A 16,695-nucleotide genomic window follows, 5' to 3' on the forward strand; every position below is an offset into this window, starting at 1 on the left:
GGGATTGAAGCAGTTCCGTTTCTTCAGAGATAGCGAGGCGCGAGGAAGATTGCCAGCGCGGCAACCAGCCGGACGGCGATGCCGCCGGCGACGGCCAGGCGACAATCGACCTATTGCGGATCCGGCCGTCCGGTCACGGCGCGACGTCCTTGGTCGGAAAGCCGCAGGACGTGCCCAGGTTGCGGTAGGCCTTGGTGAAGCCGTCCATCGGGATACTGGCGAAAGCCTGCTTGCCGAAAGTCACGTCGAGCGAGACAACCTGGCGCATGGCACGCAGCAGCGCGAGACTGGTCTTGGCCTGGTTGTCGACCGTCCAGCTCGGGCGGCCGATGACGGCATCGTTGGAATAGACCGTAGCCGAAACCTTGACGCCGGGATCGCCAAACGTCGCCGCGATCTTCTTGCCGGTCGGCAACTCCTTGTTGTCGACAGTGAGCATGATGGCTGGATAGGCATCGGGCGGCAGCGCATCGCCGGTCGAGATCGACAAGGTCAGCGTGCCCGAATTGCCGTTCGCATCGAAGAACGCCGTCGAAGCCGCACAGGTCTTGCTCGCATCCTGGCCGGTGTCGAGCACATCGACGATGGTCGTCCATTTGCCGAAGGTGTTGGTAACCGGCGTCTCCGGAGCGGGCTGTGTCTGCGCGAAGGCGGACCCGCCAACGGCCAGCCAGCCGACAACGCCGAGCGGGGCGAGACGAAAATTGGGCATCATCAGGTCTCCAATTCCATGCGTCACCCGATCAGGGGTGACGCACCGCCGGCGAATAAGAGATGACGCTTCGCGCCCGGTCAATCGAGATAAGGATGATCAACCGAGATAAGGATAGAGCGGAAAACGATCGGTCAGCGCCACGACCTTGGCCTTGACCGCCGCCTCGACCGCGGCATTGCCCTCGTCGGAATTGGCGACCTTGAGACCATCCAGCACTTCGGCGATCAGCTTGCCGATCTCGCGGAATTCGGCCTGGCCAAAGCCGCGCGTTGTGCCGGCAGGGGTGCCGAGGCGCACGCCCGAGGTGACGAAGGGCTTTTCCGGATCGAAGGGAATGCCGTTCTTGTTGCAGGTGATGTTGGCGCGGCCAAGGGCTGCCTCGGCGCGCTTGCCGGTGGCGTTCTTGGGACGCAAATCGACCAGCATCAGATGGTTATCGGTGCCGCCTGAGACGATGTCGAGCCCGGTCTCCTTGAGGCTCGAAGCCAGCGCCTTGGCATTGGCGGCCACGCTCTCGGCATAGACCTTGAAGCTCGGCTTCAGCGCCTCGCCAAAGGCCACCGCCTTGGCGGCGATGACATGCATCAGCGGGCCGCCCTGCAGGCCGGGGAACACCGCCGAGTTCATCTTCTTGGCAATGTCCTCGTCGTTGCACAGGATCATGCCGCCGCGCGGGCCGCGCAGCGACTTGTGCGTGGTGGTCGTCACCACATGCGCGTGCGGCAGCGGCGACGGATGCACGCCGCCGGCGACGAGACCGGCAATGTGCGCCATGTCGACCATCAGATAGGCGCCGACCGCGTCAGCGATCTCGCGGAAACGCTTCCAGTCCCAGATGCGCGAATAGGCGGTGCCGCCGGCCAGGATCAGCTTCGGCTTGGTCTCATGCGCGGTCTTCTCGATCGCGTCCATGTCGAGCAGATGGTCGTCCTTGCGCACGCCATAGGAGACGACCTTGAACCATTTGCCGCTCATGTTCACAGGCGAGCCATGGGTAAGATGGCCACCGGAATTGAGATCGAGGCCCATAAAAGTGTCGCCGGGCTGCAGCAGCGCCAGGAACACCGCCTGGTTCATCTGGCTGCCGGAATTCGGCTGGACGTTGGCGAAATTGCATCCGAACAGCTTCTTCGCCCGCTCGATGGCCAGTTCCTCGGCCACGTCGACGAACTGGCAGCCGCCGTAATAGCGCTTGCCCGGATAGCCTTCGGCATATTTGTTGGTCATGATCGACCCTTGCGCCTCAAGCACCGCGCGCGAGACGATGTTTTCCGAAGCGATCAGTTCGATCTCGTGGCGCTGGCGACCGAGCTCGTTGCGGATGGCGCCGAAAATCTCCGGATCGGCGTCTTCCAGCGTGGTTTCGAAGAAGGATTCGAATTTATTCGACGCTGCCGCTGCTGTTGCCATGGCCTGAAATCCTCGGTTCGGGGGCAATTTGTTTATGCCTGCCGTTGCCCCAAAACCGCTGCGCACTTTTGGGCGACACGCATTGCCGCGCCATTAACACAGTTGTTTTCGACCCGCCACGTTTGCGGCGCGAAATTTGCTGGCCGGTTTGCGGCAGAGGTTGCAAATCCATGCGCCTTGGGCATCGCAGGCCCTATTTTCGTGCCTGCCTGCCGTCCAGAAGAGCCTCGGTAAGCGTGATCTCGGTGAACAACGCCCGCGCGGTGTGATCGTTGATCTCGCCACGGCGAAGCATGGCGCGCAAGGCGTCGCGCTCGGCGGCGATGCCGGCGAGCCTCAGATCGATCTCCAGCCTCCCCGCCTCGCGCATCTCGGCGCGCGCTTCATCGGCCTCGTCGGCCGCCGCGATGCGCCGCCGGTAGGCAGCGACAATCCCGTTGGCGGCGGCGAGCCTGACGCCGGGCACATCGCCCTCCTCCTCATCGGTCTGTGCGATGCTTTCAAGGTGGGCGATCGCGGCCTTCGCCGCGCCGACACGCGCCATGCGTTCCTCGGCGGCGCCTGCGTCTTCACCTGGCTCGACCAGGCCGCGCGCGATGACGGGCAAGGCCAGGCTTGCGATCGCCAGGGAGCAGATGATGACGCCGGCAGCGAGAAAGATGACAAGGTCCCGCGCGGGAAACGGCGAACCGTCCTGCAGGATTAGCGGCAGCGACAATATGCCGGCCAGCGTGATGGCGCCACGCACGCCGGCCACCGATCCGGCGAGCCGCACGCGCAGGCCGAATGGCTCGGCCTTGCGTTTGCCAAGCCGAGCCGCAAGCCCCGCCATGATGTCGCCAATCCAGATCCAGACGAAACGGAGCGCGATCAGGCACAAGGTCAGCGCCATAACGGTCAGCACCGGCTGAATGAGTGGATAGTTGCCGGTGAGCTCCGGTGGCACCTTGCGGATGATTTCGGGAAGCTGCAGGCCGAGCACGATGAACAGCGCGCCGTTGAAGACGAAGGAAAACGTCGTCCAGAGCGAGATCGTCTGCATGCGGGCCGAAACACCAAGGAAGCGGAATATGCCGGTGCTCCCGGTCAACAGACCGGCGGTGACCGCGGCCAGGATGCCCGAAGCCTCGAAGTGCTCGGCGCCGAGATAGGCGACGAAGGGAAGCAGGATGGTGATCAGCACCTGCGCCTCGGCCGGCACGCCGCCGATGCGGCTCAGGAGTTGCAGCGCCTTGGCGGCGACGAACAATGCCGCCACCCCGGCCAGGATGCCGACCGCCACGGCGTAGAGGAAACTCAGCGAGGCCTCGGCGAAGGAAAAGCTGCCGGTCAATGCCGCCGCGACGGCAAAGCGGAACATGACCAGCCCCGACGCATCGTTGAGCAGCGACTCGCCTTCCAGAATGTGCATCAGCCGCGCCGGGACCACGCTCTTGTCGACGATCGAGGAGACGGCCACCGCATCGGTCGGCGACAGCACCGCCGCGAGCGCGAAGGCAACGACCAGCGGAATGCTCGGCACCAGCCAGTGCAAGGCATAGCCGAAGCCGACAATGGTGAAGAAGACGAGGCCGATGGCAAGGTCGAGGATGGGTCTGCGCAATGCCATCAGCTCGCGCTTGGGCGCGCCAAAGGCATCACTGAACAGCAGCGGTGGAATGAACACCAGCAGGAACAGCTCCGGATCGATCTCGATATGGATGCCGCGCACCGGCCATGCGAGCGCGGCGCCCATCGCAATCTGCAGGATCGGCAGCGGCACCCGCACCAGCCGCACCAGCGCGCCGGAAACGGCGACGAAAACGAGCACGGCGAGGACAAAGATGGCGGCTTGCATGGAGCGATTCCGGCTGTTTCGCGAACCATGCGCAATCGTCGACCTCGCGTCCAGACAGCGCCGGCGCGACGACGGCCGAAGGCCGGGCCGGGTTCCGGGCATGAACGAACCGACCGCATGGCAAAGCATGCCGTTAATGTCAGAAAGAGAGCCGGCACCTGGCGTCAACGCGAGGCTGCCTAGGGGCACCAGGTGGCCGGCCGCACGCCAGCCCCCCGCGGTCGACGTGCGTATGCTGGGGCGCGCCGATGTCCAGACATTCAGACGTGGATGCCGAAAGCGAGCGCCGCTCCCTTCCTGGATACGCTGGTATATTCCCGCATCAACCTCCCGATAGCGCGAGGTTGACAGGTGGCTTTCGCCAGGTAGCAGCCTTGCGGGTCATATGCGGTTGTGCCACCGTGCACCACGGCTGGCGAGCGGGGGTTCGATCTATGCTGTCGCGGATCATGGCACATGCCGAACCGGCCCTGGCGTCGGAAACGGCCGAGGATGCAAGCATTGCTTATTTCGCGGCGATGGAAACCTTTGGCGCTTCCTATCTGCAGACCCGCCTCTATCGAAGGCCGGCGGCGACGCTGACGTCCGCCAGCCATTGGGCGGCCGGCGGCTTCATCACCCGGCTGGCACCGGCGGACTGGCCAGGCAGCCCTGCGTTCGACTATGTGTGCTTCGAGTGCAACCCGCTGCTGGGCGCGATCCGCGAAAGCCGCACGCGCTACCGGTTCTCCGACTTTGCTCCGCGCGACCGCCCTCAGTTCGGCGTCTATTGGGAAGCGCTCGGCGAGGCTGGGATCAATGATGCGCTGTGTTCCACCTCTTACGGCGCCGATGGCGCCATAGCCTCGCTGCATCTCGGCTTCCACGAGCGTGAATTCACGGCAGAAGAGAGTTTTGCCATTCAGATGGCCGGTCTCGTGCTGACGGAACGGCTGATGAACCTGACGATGCCACCACCCGCCGCCATCGTTCGGCTGACGGTGCGCGAGCGTGATGCCCTGGCGCTTGTCGCCGAAGGCAAGACGGATTGGGAAATCTCGGTCATTCTCGGCATTGCCGAAGCGACCGTGCGCTTCCATGTCGACAATGCCAGGCGCAAGCTCGGCGCCGTCAATCGCGCGCAAGCGGTGGCGCGGCTGGTGAACCAGCGCTTGATTTAACGACGCTCCCGCCAAACAAAAAAGCCGCCTCACGGCGGCCTTTCGTTATGAATGTCAAAGCCTTACAGCGAAGATGTAATCTGCAGCTCGCTGGCGCCGTCCAGCGCGTAGACGTCGTCGCGGAACTGGACCACGCCAGGTCCCGTCGACCAGGCCGAGAGATAGAGAAAGTGCACCGGCACCGGGTTGGTGACCTGGATCGGCGTGTTCTGGCCGGTCTTGATCGCCGCCTCGAAATGCTGACGGTCCCAGCCGGGGGTGTCGCGCAAGATCCAGGTTACGAGATCGCGGACGTTCTGGACGCGCACGCAGCCCGAGGAGTCGAAGCGCATCATCTTGCCGAACAGGCTCTGCTGGGGCGTGTCGTGCATGTAGACGCCGTCCGGGCTCGGGAAGTTGATCTTGACCGAGGCCATGGCGTTTTCCGAACCGGGATCCTGGCGGAACCGGTATTTGGCGGCATCATCGGTCGACCAGTCGACGTTCATCGGATCGACTTCGCTGCCGTCCGGCGCGAACAGGCGGATATGGCTGTTCTTCAAATAGTCGGGATCCTTCCGCATCAGCGGAATGATGTCCTTGCGCACGATCGAGACCGGCGCGTTCCAGTACGGGTTGACGATGATCTCGTTGATCTTGGAATTGACGATCGGCGTCTGGCGATCGATCTTGCCGACGATTGCTGTGTGGCGAAGCACGACGCGGTCGTTCTCGACCGCTTCGACCTGCGCCGCCGGAATGTCGACCAGCACATAGCGGCTGCCCAGCGTGCCGGCCTTCTCCTTCAGCCGCTGCAGATTGGTTTGCAGCTGGCCAAGCCGGACCTGCGCCGAAACGTTCATCGCCGCATAGGTGTATTTGCCCATCGAGCCGTCGGCGGGCAGGCCATGACGCAGCTGGAAGCGCTTGACCGCCGAGTCGACATAGGAATCGAAGGCCGTCGAAATGCCGGCGCTCTGCGAAAGGTCGCCAGCGACCATGAGCCGCTTGCGCAGCGGCACGACATCGGGATCATCGACGCCGAGTTGCAGCTTCTTGGTCGCGGGGACTTCCACCCAGCCGCCCTGCCCGACAATATTCTGATATTGCGCGACCGCCTGCTCCGTGAACGCAACGGTCTGCGGGCTGAAGATCGGCAGCGTCGAAGCCACTTTGCCACCTTCGCTGGCGCGAGCGTCGAACTGGTCGTCCCAATTGCCGCGTGCGGAGGATTTCAGGATATCCCCGATCACATCCTGCGCGCTCGCACGGCCGGCCACCATGGCGGCGGCGAGCAACGAGGCTCCGGAAAGGAAAAAGCGGCGGCTGGTTTTCATGGACGTTCCAGACATAGGTAGCGGTTCGATCACTTGCTGCGTCGATCATCGGGCGATCTCGCCCGCACTCTAAAATTGGCAATCTTAACAATTAGCCAACCATGGCCCGTATCACGTTGGCGAGAAACGCCCGAGGCGCGATACGGTTGCGGGTGGACGCATGGTCTTCACGACAGCATCACTGCCACCCTCGGTTCCACTGGAATATGGCGGCAACGTGGCTTTGTGCCTAAATCGGCCGGGCCGGTGCTCCGAAAAGAAAGGGACCGATGCTTTTCGGCACCGGCCCTGACTGAAGGTCGCTATTTCGGCCGCGCTTCTGTGGCGCGGGCCAGATCTGATGCGGCGCCTTACATCCGGTAGGCGATGGTGTCGTTCCAGAAGCGGTCGAGCCGCTGCAACGCGCGGTTCATCTGCTTGAACTCGTCGGTGTTGATGCCGCCGACCTGCTCGATCGAGCCGACATGGCGCTCATAGAGACCGGCGACGACGTCCGCCACCTCGTTGCCCTTCGGGGTCAGCGAGACGCGGACCGAACGGCGGTCGATGCGCGAACGCTGGTGGTTGATGAAGCCGAGATCGACCAGCTTCTTCAGATTGTAGGACACGTTCGAGCCGAGATAGTAGCCACGCGAGCGAAGCTCGCCGGCGGTTAGCTCGGAATTGCCGATATTGAACAGCAGCAGCGCCTGGATGGCATTGATGTCGGACCGGCCGTTGCGGTCGAATTCGTCCTTGATCACGTCAAGCAGACGGCGGTGCAGCCGCTCGACGAGCTGCAGCGATTCCATGTAAAGCGAACGGATAGCCTCGCGGCGATCGTCGGAAACGTTGGCGGTCTTCGCCGCCGGACGCGAATTGATCATTGTCTTTGCCTCTCGTTTGTCGCCCTGGTGATTTTTTGTTTTTCACCTTGATCGCGACACTATCGAATACTCATAAAATTCGACTTAAACGCTAGGGCTAACAAGAGCTTACCGGTAACAGGTTTCGAAAGAGGCTTAACGAACGGTCACCCGAGCAAGGATAATTAACCTAAAGGCTTAGGCAATGATCGGGAGGCCGGATCGAGGTGGCCGCGAAGTCGTCAATGGCGGCAAGAGCTTAGTGCCGCGCGGGGCGTTTCTGCAGGTAGATGACGACGCGAAAGACGATGTAGAGCAGCGCCACCGCCGCATGCGAGACGACGATCAGCAGCCGATGGCCGAAAAGCTCGGGAAAGCCGGCGTACATGACGGTTTCGGTGACCGCGCAGATGAACCAGATCACCGGGCCCCAGGAGGCCAGCATCCAAAGCCCCGCCGCGGCGAAGGGGAAGAACACGGCGAGCATCACCGCCGCCACCTGCCAGTGCACCGGCATCAGGTCGAAGCGCCAGAGCGATCCAGGGTAAAAGCCGATCAGCTTGATCCAGTACAGGATGCCGAACAGCAGGCAGTAGCCGGCGATGACGCGCTGGAACCAGGCGAAGATGACCTCGACCGTCGACGGCTGGAGTACGACGCGTCGCGACGTCACCTCGCTCATAGCGGGAGTTCCCGTTCACCGAGCGGGGCGAAATAGGCCTCGACATCCGCTTCGCCGACCGCATCGAGGCTTGCTGGCCGCCATTGCGGCTTCGACCCCTTGTCGATGATGGCGGCGCGGATGCCTTCGTAGAAATCGTGGCCGGCAAGCATGCGGTTGAGGATGCGGAATTCCATCTTCATGCACTCGTCCATCGACAAGGTCTGCCCGGCGCTGATCTGCCGCCAGGCGACGCGAAGGCTGGTCGGAGAGCGCATGCGGATCGTCGCCAGCGTCTTGGCCGCGAATTCATCGGCGCCCGACGCGCGGTCCAGGCTGTTGAGAACATCCTGCAGCGACGGTTGGTTGAAATGGCGCGATATCGCTTCGAGCGTCGGCCTGTCGGTCTCCCGCTTTGCCTGGACAAAGAAACCGCGCAGCACCGATTCCGGATCGCCGGTCAGCACCAGCCGATCAAGGAAGCTGGCCTGGTCTTCGGCCTTGATCGCGTGGGTGGCGAGCCCCGACCACAGCGCGTCGCCATAGCGGATGCGGTTGCCGGTTAGGGCCAGATACATGCCGAAGGAGCCGCCAAGGTCGGGCAGCAGATGGCTGGCGCCGACATCGGGGAAGAAGCCGATACCGACCTCCGGCATGGCGAACTGGGCATTCTCGGTCATCACCCGGTGCGAACCGTGAAAGGAAATGCCGACACCGCCGCCCATGACGATGCCGTCGATGAGGGCGACATAGGGTTTCTTGAAGCTGTTGATGCGGGCGTTCAGCCGATACTCATCGGCAAAGAACTCGACCGGCGGCTTTCCGGCCCGGCCGGCCTCGTAGATATGCAGGATGTCGCCACCGGCAGAAAACGCCCTGCCCTCGGCCTTGACAAGGACGACGTCCACGCCGTCATCGCGCTCCCAGGCATGCAAGGCCTTGCCCAGCGCCTTGACCATGCGATGGGTGACGGCATTGAGCGCCTGCGGCCGGGTCAGCGTCACGAGACCGGCCCTGCCCAACCGTTCGAAGCGAATTTCGTCGCCCCCACCAAAATCCATCGCCAGAGAATCCTTCCCCCGCGCCTGCGGGACTGAAGTGCTAAAGGCGGCGAATGGGTGCGTCAATGGCGGCAGCCTCTCCACCACAGCCTTGGCGGCCAGCGGTGAGCAATGCTACGAAGATCGCTGCCGTTGCAAGCGACGCGCCGATACTGCGCGCAGGCGGATTTGGGGACAGTTGGCCATGTCCGGATTTCTTCGTCCCGCACTGTTGACGATCGGGCTCATGATCGCAGGCCTTGCACCGCGCGCCGCGTTCGCCGTCACGACCGACGATCTCTACCAGTCGCGGACCATCGTCACCGGCCAGGGCGAAGAGAACCGCCAGATAGGCTTCAGGGATTGCCTGGACCGGGTCCTGGTCAGGGTTTCAGGCGATCAGCGGCTGCCGAAAAAGCCGGAAATGCTGGCACTACGCGACAAGGCCGGCGATTTCATCGACAGCTTCCGCTACCATGACCGGCTGGAAGGCATTCCGATCCATGACGAGCAAGGCACGCATGACCGGCCGCACGATCTGATTTGTCTCTACAAGCCGGCCACGGTCAACAAGCTGCTGGCACAGCTCGGCAGCAGGCCTTGGCTTGGCGAGCGACCGACGCTTACCGTCTTTCTCACCGCCGAACAGGGCGCTCGGTATTTCATGCTCAGTGCCGAAGAGAAGCGTGGCGAGACGATGCGCGAGTCTTTCGCCAATGCCGCCGATCCGCTGTTGATGCATGTCGCGTTTCCGAAGGCGGCGCAGTTGGCAGAGCTCGGCAAAAAAGGGCTAAGCACCGACGACATGGCAAGGCTGGATCCGCTGGCCAAACAGACCGGTGGCGCGCAAGCGCTCTCCGGCAGCATCGTATGGAGCGACAAGGAGCTCGGCTGGATCGCCGATTGGCGACTGGCCGATCACGGCAAGACCTATCGCTGGCAGATCCGCGGCGTCAGCTTCGACGAGGCGTTCCGTGTGGCAATCGGGGGTGCCGCACAGATTCTCTCCGGCAATGGGCAGCCCTGACCGGATAGGCATGGCGGGACGGTGTCCCTTCCGCCGGCTTGGCACAATCGTGTCGCATTGGTCAGCGACAAGGGCTCGTGGTAAAAGCCGCCGAAAAGAGAGTTTTGGCCATGAACAAATTCACCCCGACAAAGCCAGCCGGCGCGCGCAGCGTCGACGACATCACCGGCAGCCGCCGCCTGCGCCGCATGCGCAAGGCCGACTGGTCGCGCCGCCTGGTGCAGGAGAACCGGCTTACGGTCGACGATCTGATCTGGCCGATCTTCGTCGTCGAGGGCAGGGATGTGCGCGAGCCGATCGCGGCCATGCCCGGCGTCTTCCGCCTGTCGGTCGACCTTGCCGTCAAGGAGGCCGAACGGGCGGCAAAGCTCGGCATTCCGGCTCTCGCCACCTTCCCCAATGTCGACCTGGCCTTACGCGACCAGACCGGCTCGCACATCCTCGACCCGGAAAACATCATCAATCGCGCCAGCCGCGCGATAAAGGACGCGGTGCCCGGAATCGGCATCATCACCGACGCCGCGCTCGACCCGTTCACCAGCCATGGGCATGACGGCATCCTGCGCGACGGCATCATCGTCAACGACGAGACGGTCGAGCAGGTCGCGGCTGCGGCCGTCATCCAGGCGGCGGCCGGCGCCGACATCATCGCGCCTTCCGACATGATGGACGGCCGGATCGGTGCCATCCGCGACGCGCTCGACGCCAACGGTTTTCAGGACGTGGCGATCATGTCTTACGCGACGAAGTTCGCCTCGGCCTTCTATGGCCCCTATCGCGAGGCGGTCGGCACCGCCGGACTGCTCAAGGGCGACAAGAAGACCTATTACATCGACCACGCCAATTCCGACGAGGCGGTGCGCGAAGCCGAGCAGGACATCGCCGAAGGCGCCGACATGCTGATGGTCAAACCAGGCCTGCCCTATCTCGACATCATCCGCCGGCTGAAGGACGAATTCCAGATGCCGACCTTCGCCTACCAGGTGTCGGGCGAATATTCGATGATCAAGGCCGCGGGCGCCAATGGCTGGATCGACGGCGAAAAGGCGATGCTGGAGAGCTTGCTCGCCTTCAAGCGCGCCGGCTGTGATGGGATCCTGACCTATTTCGCGCCTGAGGTGGCGGAGATGCTGAAGGGATAACCGAAAGTGCTGCGGGGGCTGAGCAAGCGTTTCACGTCATTGTTTGTCTCCGCTCCGCGCGGCGACGCTACAACGCCTGGCTATCATGCCTACGTCACGATCCATGACAGGACTGTGCCGAGTTCAAGGCTGTCCAGCGCCATCGGGCGGCTCTCGGAAAAACATGAATCCGCGCTCGATGCGGCATGGGCCGAGTTGGAAAGCGGTTTGGTTGCCTGGAGGACAAAACACCTGATTCTGGCGGCCGAAGCCGCGTCGGAAATCCGCGCCGGCCTATCGGCGGCCGACCTCACCAACACGGTGGTCTCCATTCTCGTTGACCAGTCCGGATCGATGCGCGGTCAAAAAATGCTCTATGCGACCGCTTCCATCGACATTGCCCAGGAGTTCTTGAGAGCGCTCGGCACAAAGGTCGAAGTGCTGGGCTTCACCACACGCGCCTGGCGCGGTGGGGAATCGCGGCGTATCTGGGACGCAGATGACCGGCCCAAAAATCCCGGTAGACTGAACGACTTGCTGCATATCATCTACCGGGAGGCCGGCGACATGCGTCAAAGCAGTCTTGGCCATGCGCTCAAGCCGATGCTGCGGCCGGACCTGCCCAAGGAGAATATCGATGGCGAAGCCATCGAATGGGCCGCCGGGCGGCTGCAGCACAGTGCCGAAGCTCGCAAAATTCTGCTTGTCGTGTCGGACGGGGCGCCGGTCGACGACTCGACGCTTGCGGCCAATGGCCCAAATTACCTCCACGACCATCTGGTGCACGTGGTTCAGCAAATGGAAATGGCCAAGGACGTCGAGCTGTTGGCAATCGGATTGGGCTTTGACGTCGATAACTATTACCGAGTTTGGGCAAAGTCCGAGACGATCGATGAGCTCGGCAAAGTCATGCTGACAACGTTGCAGCGCCAGCTCGTCAACGGCAGAGGCGCATCTGACGCCGACGTTCATTGATCGGCGGACCATCGTCGCCAACGTCCTCTTTTGTGATCCCATCGAGCTGGGTGTCAGGAGCTTTCCGTAGCCCGCTGCGCGCCCAAGAAAACCAATTGCTTTTTGCAAGCAGTTAAGTTAAACGGCCACTGGTTGCAAATTACATGCGGTTCAGGAGGCAATGGTGTCAAAACTTCGTGTCAATGCATTCACCCTCTCGCTCGACGGTTACGGCGCCGGTCCGGATCAGACTCTTGAACATCCTCTCGGCGTCGGCGGCGAAAATCTGCACAAATGGATGATCGGCACCAGCACGTTCCGCCAGATGGTGCTCGGCAAGAACGACGGGACCACCGACACCGATGACAGCTTCGCGGCACGCAGTTTCGAGAATGTCGGCGCCTGGATCCTCGGCCGCAACATGTTCGGGCCGATCCGAGGCGATTGGCCTGACGACAGCTGGAAAGGCTGGTGGGGCCCCAGCCCGCCCTATCACGTGCCGACTTTCGTGCTGACGCGCTACAAACGCGATCCGATCGTCATGGAAGGCGGCACGACCTTCTACTTCGTCACCGACGGCATCCATTCCGCGCTCGAGCAGGCAAAGGTCGCGGCTGGCGGCAAGGATGTGCGGGTTGGTGGCGGCGTTTCGACAATCCGGCAATACCTTCAGGAGAAGCTCATCGACGAGATGCACCTGGCGATCTCGCCGATCCTGCTTGGCACAGGTGAGAATCTGTTCGGCGGCCTCGACATGCTGAAGCTCGGCTACCAGTGCACCGAGCAGGTTGCGACGGCGCTTGCCACGCATGTGATGATCGGGCGGGCGTGACTACAGCTCTTTCTCCCCGTCACTATACGGGGAGAAATGCCCGGCAGGGCAATGAGGGGCGGCGCGGCCTTTGGAGACTAGCGGCAAGCTACCAATAGCAGCGAATTGGGGCTCAATCGCCAACGCTGGCGCCGCCCCTCATCCGCCCTTCGGGCACCTTCTCCCCGTGAACGGGGAGAAGGACAAGGTGCTCAATACTTCTCCGGCACGTAGAGTTCGCGCGGCAATGTCTGGCGCTCGTATTCGGGATTGAAGACGCGCTCGGGTAGCGTGATCTCCTCGTGCGGCACCTCTTCGTAAGGCATCTGCTTGAGCAGATGGTCGATGCAGTTCAGCCGCGCGCGCTTCTTGTCGTTGCCCTCGACGATGAACCAGGGCGCCTCCGGAATGTTGGTGCGGGCGAAGGTTTCTTCCTTGGCCTTGGTGTACTGCTCCCAGCGCACGCGCGATTGCAGATCCATCGGCGACAGCTTCCACTGCTTCATCGGATCATGGATGCGCATCAGGAAGCGCATCTGCTGTTCCTCATCGGTGATCGAGAACCAGTATTTGACCACGGTGATACCCGAGCGCACCAGCATGCGCTCGAACTCCGGCACGTCGTGGAAGAACTCCTCGACCTGGTCGTGCGAGGCAAAGCCCATCACCCGTTCGACGCCGGAGCGATTGTACCAGGAGCGGTCGAACAGCACGATCTCGCCGCCAGCCGGCAGATGCGGGACATAGCGCTGGAAATACCATTGCGACTTCTCGCGTTCGGTCGGCGCCGGAAGTGCCACGACGCGGCAGATGCGCGGATTGAGCCGCTGCGTGATGCGCTTGATGACGCCGCCCTTGCCGGCAGAGTCACGGCCCTCGAAAACCACCACCAGCTTCTTCTTGTGATAGGCGACCCAGGACTGCAGCTTGATCAATTCGGACTGCAAGGTGATAAGGTCGCGAAAATATTGCATGCGATCGATCGAAGGCGGATGCGAGTTCTTGTAGATCTTGGCGATCTCCATCGACAGCGCCGGCTCCGACATTTCGAGCTCATAGTCTTCGTCGAGCGTGTCGGCGAGCTCGGCTTCAAGCCAATCCTTGGCGGGAGAATTCTGTCTTAGCTCGGTCATATCAGTCGCTCCGCTTGCAAGCCCTGTCGGTTCATGTCCGGCACCCCAAACTGCAGGCCCGTGGCCTGGAATGGAAACACCTTAGCCGAATTCAATATAGGCCGGCGGTGACGGTTTTATTGCAGTCCGGAACGCGACCGCGGCCTTTAAAAGCTCCGCCATGCGTGATCGATCCATCATCATTGCATGGCGACAAGCCGGGCAAATTGTCCTACAAATCCCCGGTCGCATTCCGGGCTGCCCTTCGCGGCACCCAATTCAACACAATCGCGAGGACTGACATGGAATACCGCACCCTTGGCCGTTCCGGCCTGAAGGTTTCGACACTGACTTTGGGCACCATGACGTTCGGCGGCACCGGGCCCTTCGCCGCGGTGGGCAACAGCGATCTTACCGAAGCGAAGCGGATGATCGACATGTGCATCGACGCCGGCATCAACCTCATCGACACCGCCAATGTCTATTCGAACGGCCTGTCGGAAGAGATCATCGGCGAGGCACTCGGCGGCAAGCGCAAGAACGACGTGCTGATCGCGTCCAAGGCGCGCATGCGGATCGGCAGCGGGCCGAACGACGAAGGCCTGTCGCGCCACCATCTGATCCGTGAATGCGAAAAGAGCCTGAAGCGGCTGAAGACCGACGTCATCGACATCTATTTCGTCCACCAGTGGGACGGTCTTACCCCGGTCGAGGAAACGGTGGCCGCGCTCGACACTTTGGTCGGCCAGGGCAAGGTGCGCTATATCGGCTGCTCCAACTGGTCCGGCTGGCAGGTGATGAAGGCGCTCTCCATCAGCGACAGCCGTCACCAGCAACGCTTCGTCACCCAGCAGATCCACTATACGCTGGAGGCACGCGAGGCCGAATATGAACTGCTGCCGATCTCGGTCGACCAGGGGCTGGGCGTGCTGGTCTGGAGTCCGCTCGCCGGCGGCTTGCTGTCCGGCAAATACCGCCGCGACAGCCCGACCGCGCGCCAGCTCGCGGGCTGGTCCGAGCCGCCGATCCGGGACGAGGATCGACTGTGGCGGATCGTGGACGTGCTGGTGGAGATCGGCAAGGCCCGCAGCGTCTCGGCGGCGCAGGTGGCACTTGCCTGGCTGCTCGGACGCCCCGCCGTCTCCTCGCTGGTGATCGGCGCCCGCAACGATGCCCAGCTCAAGGACAATCTCGCCGCGGCGGCCCTGGAGCTCAACCCTGAAGAACGCCAGCGCCTCGACGCCGTCAGCCGCCCGCCTCTGCTCTACCCCTACTGGCACCAGCAATTGACGGCAAAGGATCGCTTCGGCCCCGCCGACATGGTTCTCGACCGCAGCGTCATCTGACCGTTAGAGCGGCTCCCTGAGGGAAAGCGCTACGCGCTTTTCCCGGGAAAACCGTTTCACACTTTTCCTGGAATTGCTCTAGGCCGAGCCGCGCTAGCCCTCGATGAAGTGCCAGAGTTGGCGATCGGGTTCGAGCTGGCCGCTGAGCACGAAATATTTATAGAGCACGGGCAGGGAGACAGCCTGCTCGTCCCGCTCATTGGAGAATGTCCGGCAATAGGCATTGGCCGCGTCACGCTTACGCGTCGTTGTGCCAGGCATTTACCGAGGGCGGCGGTCGTCCAGCGCGTGCCGACCGGCTTCGACGAGAGACCCTGGGCACTAGCCCGTTATGCAGCGCCAGACCTCGGTATCCGGCTTGATCTGGCCGCTGAGCACGAAATATTTGTAGAGCACCAGCAGGGAGATCGCCTGTTCGGTCTGTTCGTGCCCAAAGGTCCGGCAATAGGCGTTCGCTGCCGCGGTGATACGCTCCGCCTTCTCCGGGTTCCGTTCGAAATAGGCCACATGCTCGGCAAGGTCCGAGAAATCAGCTTCGAGCGGCACATAGTGGACATTGGCCTCGAGCTGCCGCTCGGCGAACCATGTCTCGTATGTCGGCGGCGGCATCAGGCAGAGCGACTTCGAGCTCAATATCCATTTGAGGTTGGTCGCCACGTCGTTGCCCTCGAGCGAGACGATGTAGCGATAGCGCTGGTGCTGGCTGATGCTGAGAAACGGCTTGGCGTATTCGGCCGGAGCGTTCGGCTTGTGCGAGCCGGCATCGCAGAACGGCAGGTCGCGCACCGCCTTCAGAAATCTCGTCCTGATCGGATTGTTGAGATCGCCGCGCCAGACCACGGCAGGCAGCTTGTCGGCGAACGAGATGGCATCAGCCGGCATCTGGAAGTGACGAAACTTGTCGAGCTTCATGATGACCGCGTTCTGGTCGTCATCACGGATCGGCCGGTCCTTCACGATCGTCGGCACCTTCGGCAGCCTCCTGACGTCGCCGAATTCGAGGTCGATGAGCAATCCGGGGTCGAAGTAGCGGGCGAATTCCTTCAGGTCGTAATAGTACATGGTCGGCGTGAAGGGCAGCTTGCTGATGCGCATGGCATTGGCGCTGGGGGCGAAGCCATCCTGCAGCTTGTTGTAGTAATTCACCCGCCGGCGCGCCGCCTCATCGGAAAGCCTGGCCTTTTCGAGGCGAGCGGCCAGTCTGTGGCGAAACAAGGCTTGCGGAATGACATCGCGCGCGACGTTTCGCGCATAGTAGAAAACCTTTGCCGACGTCCGCGCAATTGTGGCCATGGTCCACTTGATCAAAACAAACGGGCAGCTCTCAATACGCTGGCGCC

16 protein-coding genes are annotated in these 16,695 nt (G+C 62.5%); 6 read left to right on the plus strand and 10 right to left on the minus strand.

The window, feature by feature from the left end:
- Window positions 1-133 precede the first annotated feature (133 nt).
- The 3 genes from MesoLj_RS25440 to MesoLj_RS25450 all read right to left on the minus strand — a co-directional run bounded on the left by MesoLj_RS25440 (window position 134) and on the right by MesoLj_RS25450 (window position 3,962).
- The gene (locus tag MesoLj_RS25440) at window positions 134-712 is read right to left on the minus strand and encodes a hypothetical protein (protein ID WP_202327451.1); all 579 of its coding nucleotides are present in this window, start codon (window positions 710-712) and stop codon (window positions 134-136) included.
- 99 nt (window positions 713-811) lie between these two features.
- Entirely contained in the window at window positions 812-2,125 is a 1,314-nt protein-coding gene (glyA, locus tag MesoLj_RS25445; RefSeq protein ID WP_015318249.1) for a serine hydroxymethyltransferase, read from the minus strand.
- Between the two features lie 193 nt (window positions 2,126-2,318).
- Entirely contained in the window at window positions 2,319-3,962 is a 1,644-nt protein-coding gene (locus tag MesoLj_RS25450) for a Na+/H+ antiporter (protein ID WP_202322968.1), read from the minus strand.
- A 434-nt stretch (window positions 3,963-4,396) separates the two neighbouring features.
- Here MesoLj_RS25450 and MesoLj_RS36665 point away from each other — a divergent pair, with 434 nt between their 5' ends.
- Window positions 4,397-5,122, plus strand: a complete 726-nt coding sequence (locus MesoLj_RS36665; protein ID WP_274609134.1) for a helix-turn-helix transcriptional regulator — start codon at window positions 4,397-4,399, stop codon at window positions 5,120-5,122.
- Between the two features lie 62 nt (window positions 5,123-5,184).
- Here the strand turns inward: MesoLj_RS36665 and MesoLj_RS25460 are convergent, their stop codons facing one another.
- The 4 genes from MesoLj_RS25460 to MesoLj_RS25475 all read right to left on the minus strand — a co-directional run bounded on the left by MesoLj_RS25460 (window position 5,185) and on the right by MesoLj_RS25475 (window position 9,005).
- Window positions 5,185-6,438, minus strand: coding sequence for a L,D-transpeptidase family protein (locus tag MesoLj_RS25460; RefSeq protein WP_140767927.1), 1,254 nt, complete (start codon window positions 6,436-6,438; stop codon window positions 5,185-5,187).
- Between the two features lie 350 nt (window positions 6,439-6,788).
- Window positions 6,789-7,304 carry a transcriptional regulator LdtR gene (gene ldtR, locus MesoLj_RS25465; protein WP_013896002.1) on the minus strand — a complete coding sequence of 172 codons (516 nt, stop codon included), beginning with the start codon at window positions 7,302-7,304 and terminating at the stop codon, window positions 6,789-6,791.
- Window positions 7,305-7,542: 238 nt separating this feature from the next.
- Window positions 7,543-7,965 carry a DUF6163 family protein gene (locus tag MesoLj_RS25470; RefSeq protein ID WP_056562528.1) on the minus strand — a complete coding sequence of 141 codons (423 nt, stop codon included), beginning with the start codon at window positions 7,963-7,965 and terminating at the stop codon, window positions 7,543-7,545.
- A complete protein-coding gene (locus MesoLj_RS25475) occupies window positions 7,962-9,005 on the minus strand; it encodes an enoyl-CoA hydratase/isomerase family protein (protein ID WP_202322969.1) in 1,044 nt (347 codons plus the stop codon). Before MesoLj_RS25475 ends, MesoLj_RS25470 begins: the two co-directional genes overlap by 4 nt.
- Before the next feature lie 184 nt (window positions 9,006-9,189).
- On the opposite strand from MesoLj_RS25475, the gene MesoLj_RS25480 reads away from it, so the two are divergent.
- The 4 genes from MesoLj_RS25480 to MesoLj_RS25495 all read left to right on the plus strand — a co-directional run bounded on the left by MesoLj_RS25480 (window position 9,190) and on the right by MesoLj_RS25495 (window position 12,918).
- Window positions 9,190-10,011, plus strand: coding sequence for a DUF2066 domain-containing protein (locus MesoLj_RS25480; protein ID WP_202322970.1), 822 nt, complete (start codon window positions 9,190-9,192; stop codon window positions 10,009-10,011).
- Between the two features lie 110 nt (window positions 10,012-10,121).
- Complete coding sequence (gene hemB / locus MesoLj_RS25485) at window positions 10,122-11,153, plus strand: porphobilinogen synthase (RefSeq protein WP_202322971.1); 1,032 nt, start codon at window positions 10,122-10,124, stop codon at window positions 11,151-11,153.
- 6 nt (window positions 11,154-11,159) lie between these two features.
- The gene (locus tag MesoLj_RS25490; protein ID WP_202322972.1) at window positions 11,160-12,107 is read left to right on the plus strand and encodes a cobaltochelatase CobT-related protein; all 948 of its coding nucleotides are present in this window, start codon (window positions 11,160-11,162) and stop codon (window positions 12,105-12,107) included.
- A gap of 163 nt (window positions 12,108-12,270) precedes the next feature.
- Entirely contained in the window at window positions 12,271-12,918 is a 648-nt protein-coding gene (locus tag MesoLj_RS25495) for a dihydrofolate reductase family protein (RefSeq protein WP_202322973.1), read from the plus strand.
- A 191-nt stretch (window positions 12,919-13,109) separates the two neighbouring features.
- On the opposite strand, the gene ppk2 is transcribed toward MesoLj_RS25495, so the two are convergent.
- Window positions 13,110-14,030 (minus strand): polyphosphate kinase 2, encoded by a 921-nt coding sequence (ppk2, locus tag MesoLj_RS25500; RefSeq protein WP_140767937.1) that lies wholly within the window; start codon window positions 14,028-14,030, stop codon window positions 13,110-13,112.
- A 281-nt stretch (window positions 14,031-14,311) separates the two neighbouring features.
- Here ppk2 and MesoLj_RS25505 point away from each other — a divergent pair, with 281 nt between their 5' ends.
- Window positions 14,312-15,355: an aldo/keto reductase gene (locus tag MesoLj_RS25505; protein ID WP_202322974.1), complete on the plus strand. Its 1,044-nt coding sequence runs from the start codon at window positions 14,312-14,314 to the stop codon at window positions 15,353-15,355.
- A gap of 93 nt (window positions 15,356-15,448) precedes the next feature.
- Here the strand turns inward: MesoLj_RS25505 and MesoLj_RS25510 are convergent, their stop codons facing one another.
- A complete protein-coding gene (locus MesoLj_RS25510) occupies window positions 15,449-15,616 on the minus strand; it encodes a hypothetical protein (protein WP_446720259.1) in 168 nt (55 codons plus the stop codon).
- A gap of 60 nt (window positions 15,617-15,676) precedes the next feature.
- The gene (locus MesoLj_RS25515; protein WP_202322975.1) at window positions 15,677-16,648 is read right to left on the minus strand and encodes a glycosyl transferase family 90; all 972 of its coding nucleotides are present in this window, start codon (window positions 16,646-16,648) and stop codon (window positions 15,677-15,679) included.
- Window positions 16,649-16,695 lie beyond the last annotated feature (47 nt).

Origin of the sequence: Mesorhizobium sp. 113-3-9, from assembly GCF_016756515.1 — a bacterium.
Lineage (GTDB): Bacteria > Pseudomonadota > Alphaproteobacteria > Rhizobiales > Rhizobiaceae > Mesorhizobium.

Bases quoted from the DNA above. Each gene is read 5' to 3' on its own strand.
- MesoLj_RS25440 (WP_202327451.1), bottom strand. From the start codon at position 712: ATGCCCAATTTTCGTCTCGCCCCGCTCGGCGTTGTCGGCTGGCTGGCC.
- glyA (WP_015318249.1), bottom strand. From the start codon at position 2,125: ATGGCAACAGCAGCGGCAGCGTCGAATAAATTCGAATCCTTCTTCGAA.
- MesoLj_RS25450 (WP_202322968.1), bottom strand. From the start codon at position 3,962: ATGCAAGCCGCCATCTTTGTCCTCGCCGTGCTCGTTTTCGTCGCCGTT.
- MesoLj_RS36665 (WP_274609134.1), top strand. From the start codon at position 4,397: ATGCTGTCGCGGATCATGGCACATGCCGAACCGGCCCTGGCGTCGGAA.
- MesoLj_RS25460 (WP_140767927.1), bottom strand. From the start codon at position 6,438: ATGAAAACCAGCCGCCGCTTTTTCCTTTCCGGAGCCTCGTTGCTCGCC.
- ldtR (WP_013896002.1), bottom strand. From the start codon at position 7,304: ATGATCAATTCGCGTCCGGCGGCGAAGACCGCCAACGTTTCCGACGAT.
- MesoLj_RS25470 (WP_056562528.1), bottom strand. From the start codon at position 7,965: ATGAGCGAGGTGACGTCGCGACGCGTCGTACTCCAGCCGTCGACGGTC.
- MesoLj_RS25475 (WP_202322969.1), bottom strand. From the start codon at position 9,005: ATGGATTTTGGTGGGGGCGACGAAATTCGCTTCGAACGGTTGGGCAGG.
- MesoLj_RS25480 (WP_202322970.1), top strand. From the start codon at position 9,190: ATGTCCGGATTTCTTCGTCCCGCACTGTTGACGATCGGGCTCATGATC.
- hemB (WP_202322971.1), top strand. From the start codon at position 10,122: ATGAACAAATTCACCCCGACAAAGCCAGCCGGCGCGCGCAGCGTCGAC.
- ppk2 (WP_140767937.1), bottom strand. From the start codon at position 14,030: ATGACCGAGCTAAGACAGAATTCTCCCGCCAAGGATTGGCTTGAAGCC.
- MesoLj_RS25505 (WP_202322974.1), top strand. From the start codon at position 14,312: ATGGAATACCGCACCCTTGGCCGTTCCGGCCTGAAGGTTTCGACACTG.
- MesoLj_RS25510 (WP_446720259.1), bottom strand. From the start codon at position 15,616: ATGCCTGGCACAACGACGCGTAAGCGTGACGCGGCCAATGCCTATTGC.
- MesoLj_RS25515 (WP_202322975.1), bottom strand. From the start codon at position 16,648: ATGGCCACAATTGCGCGGACGTCGGCAAAGGTTTTCTACTATGCGCGA.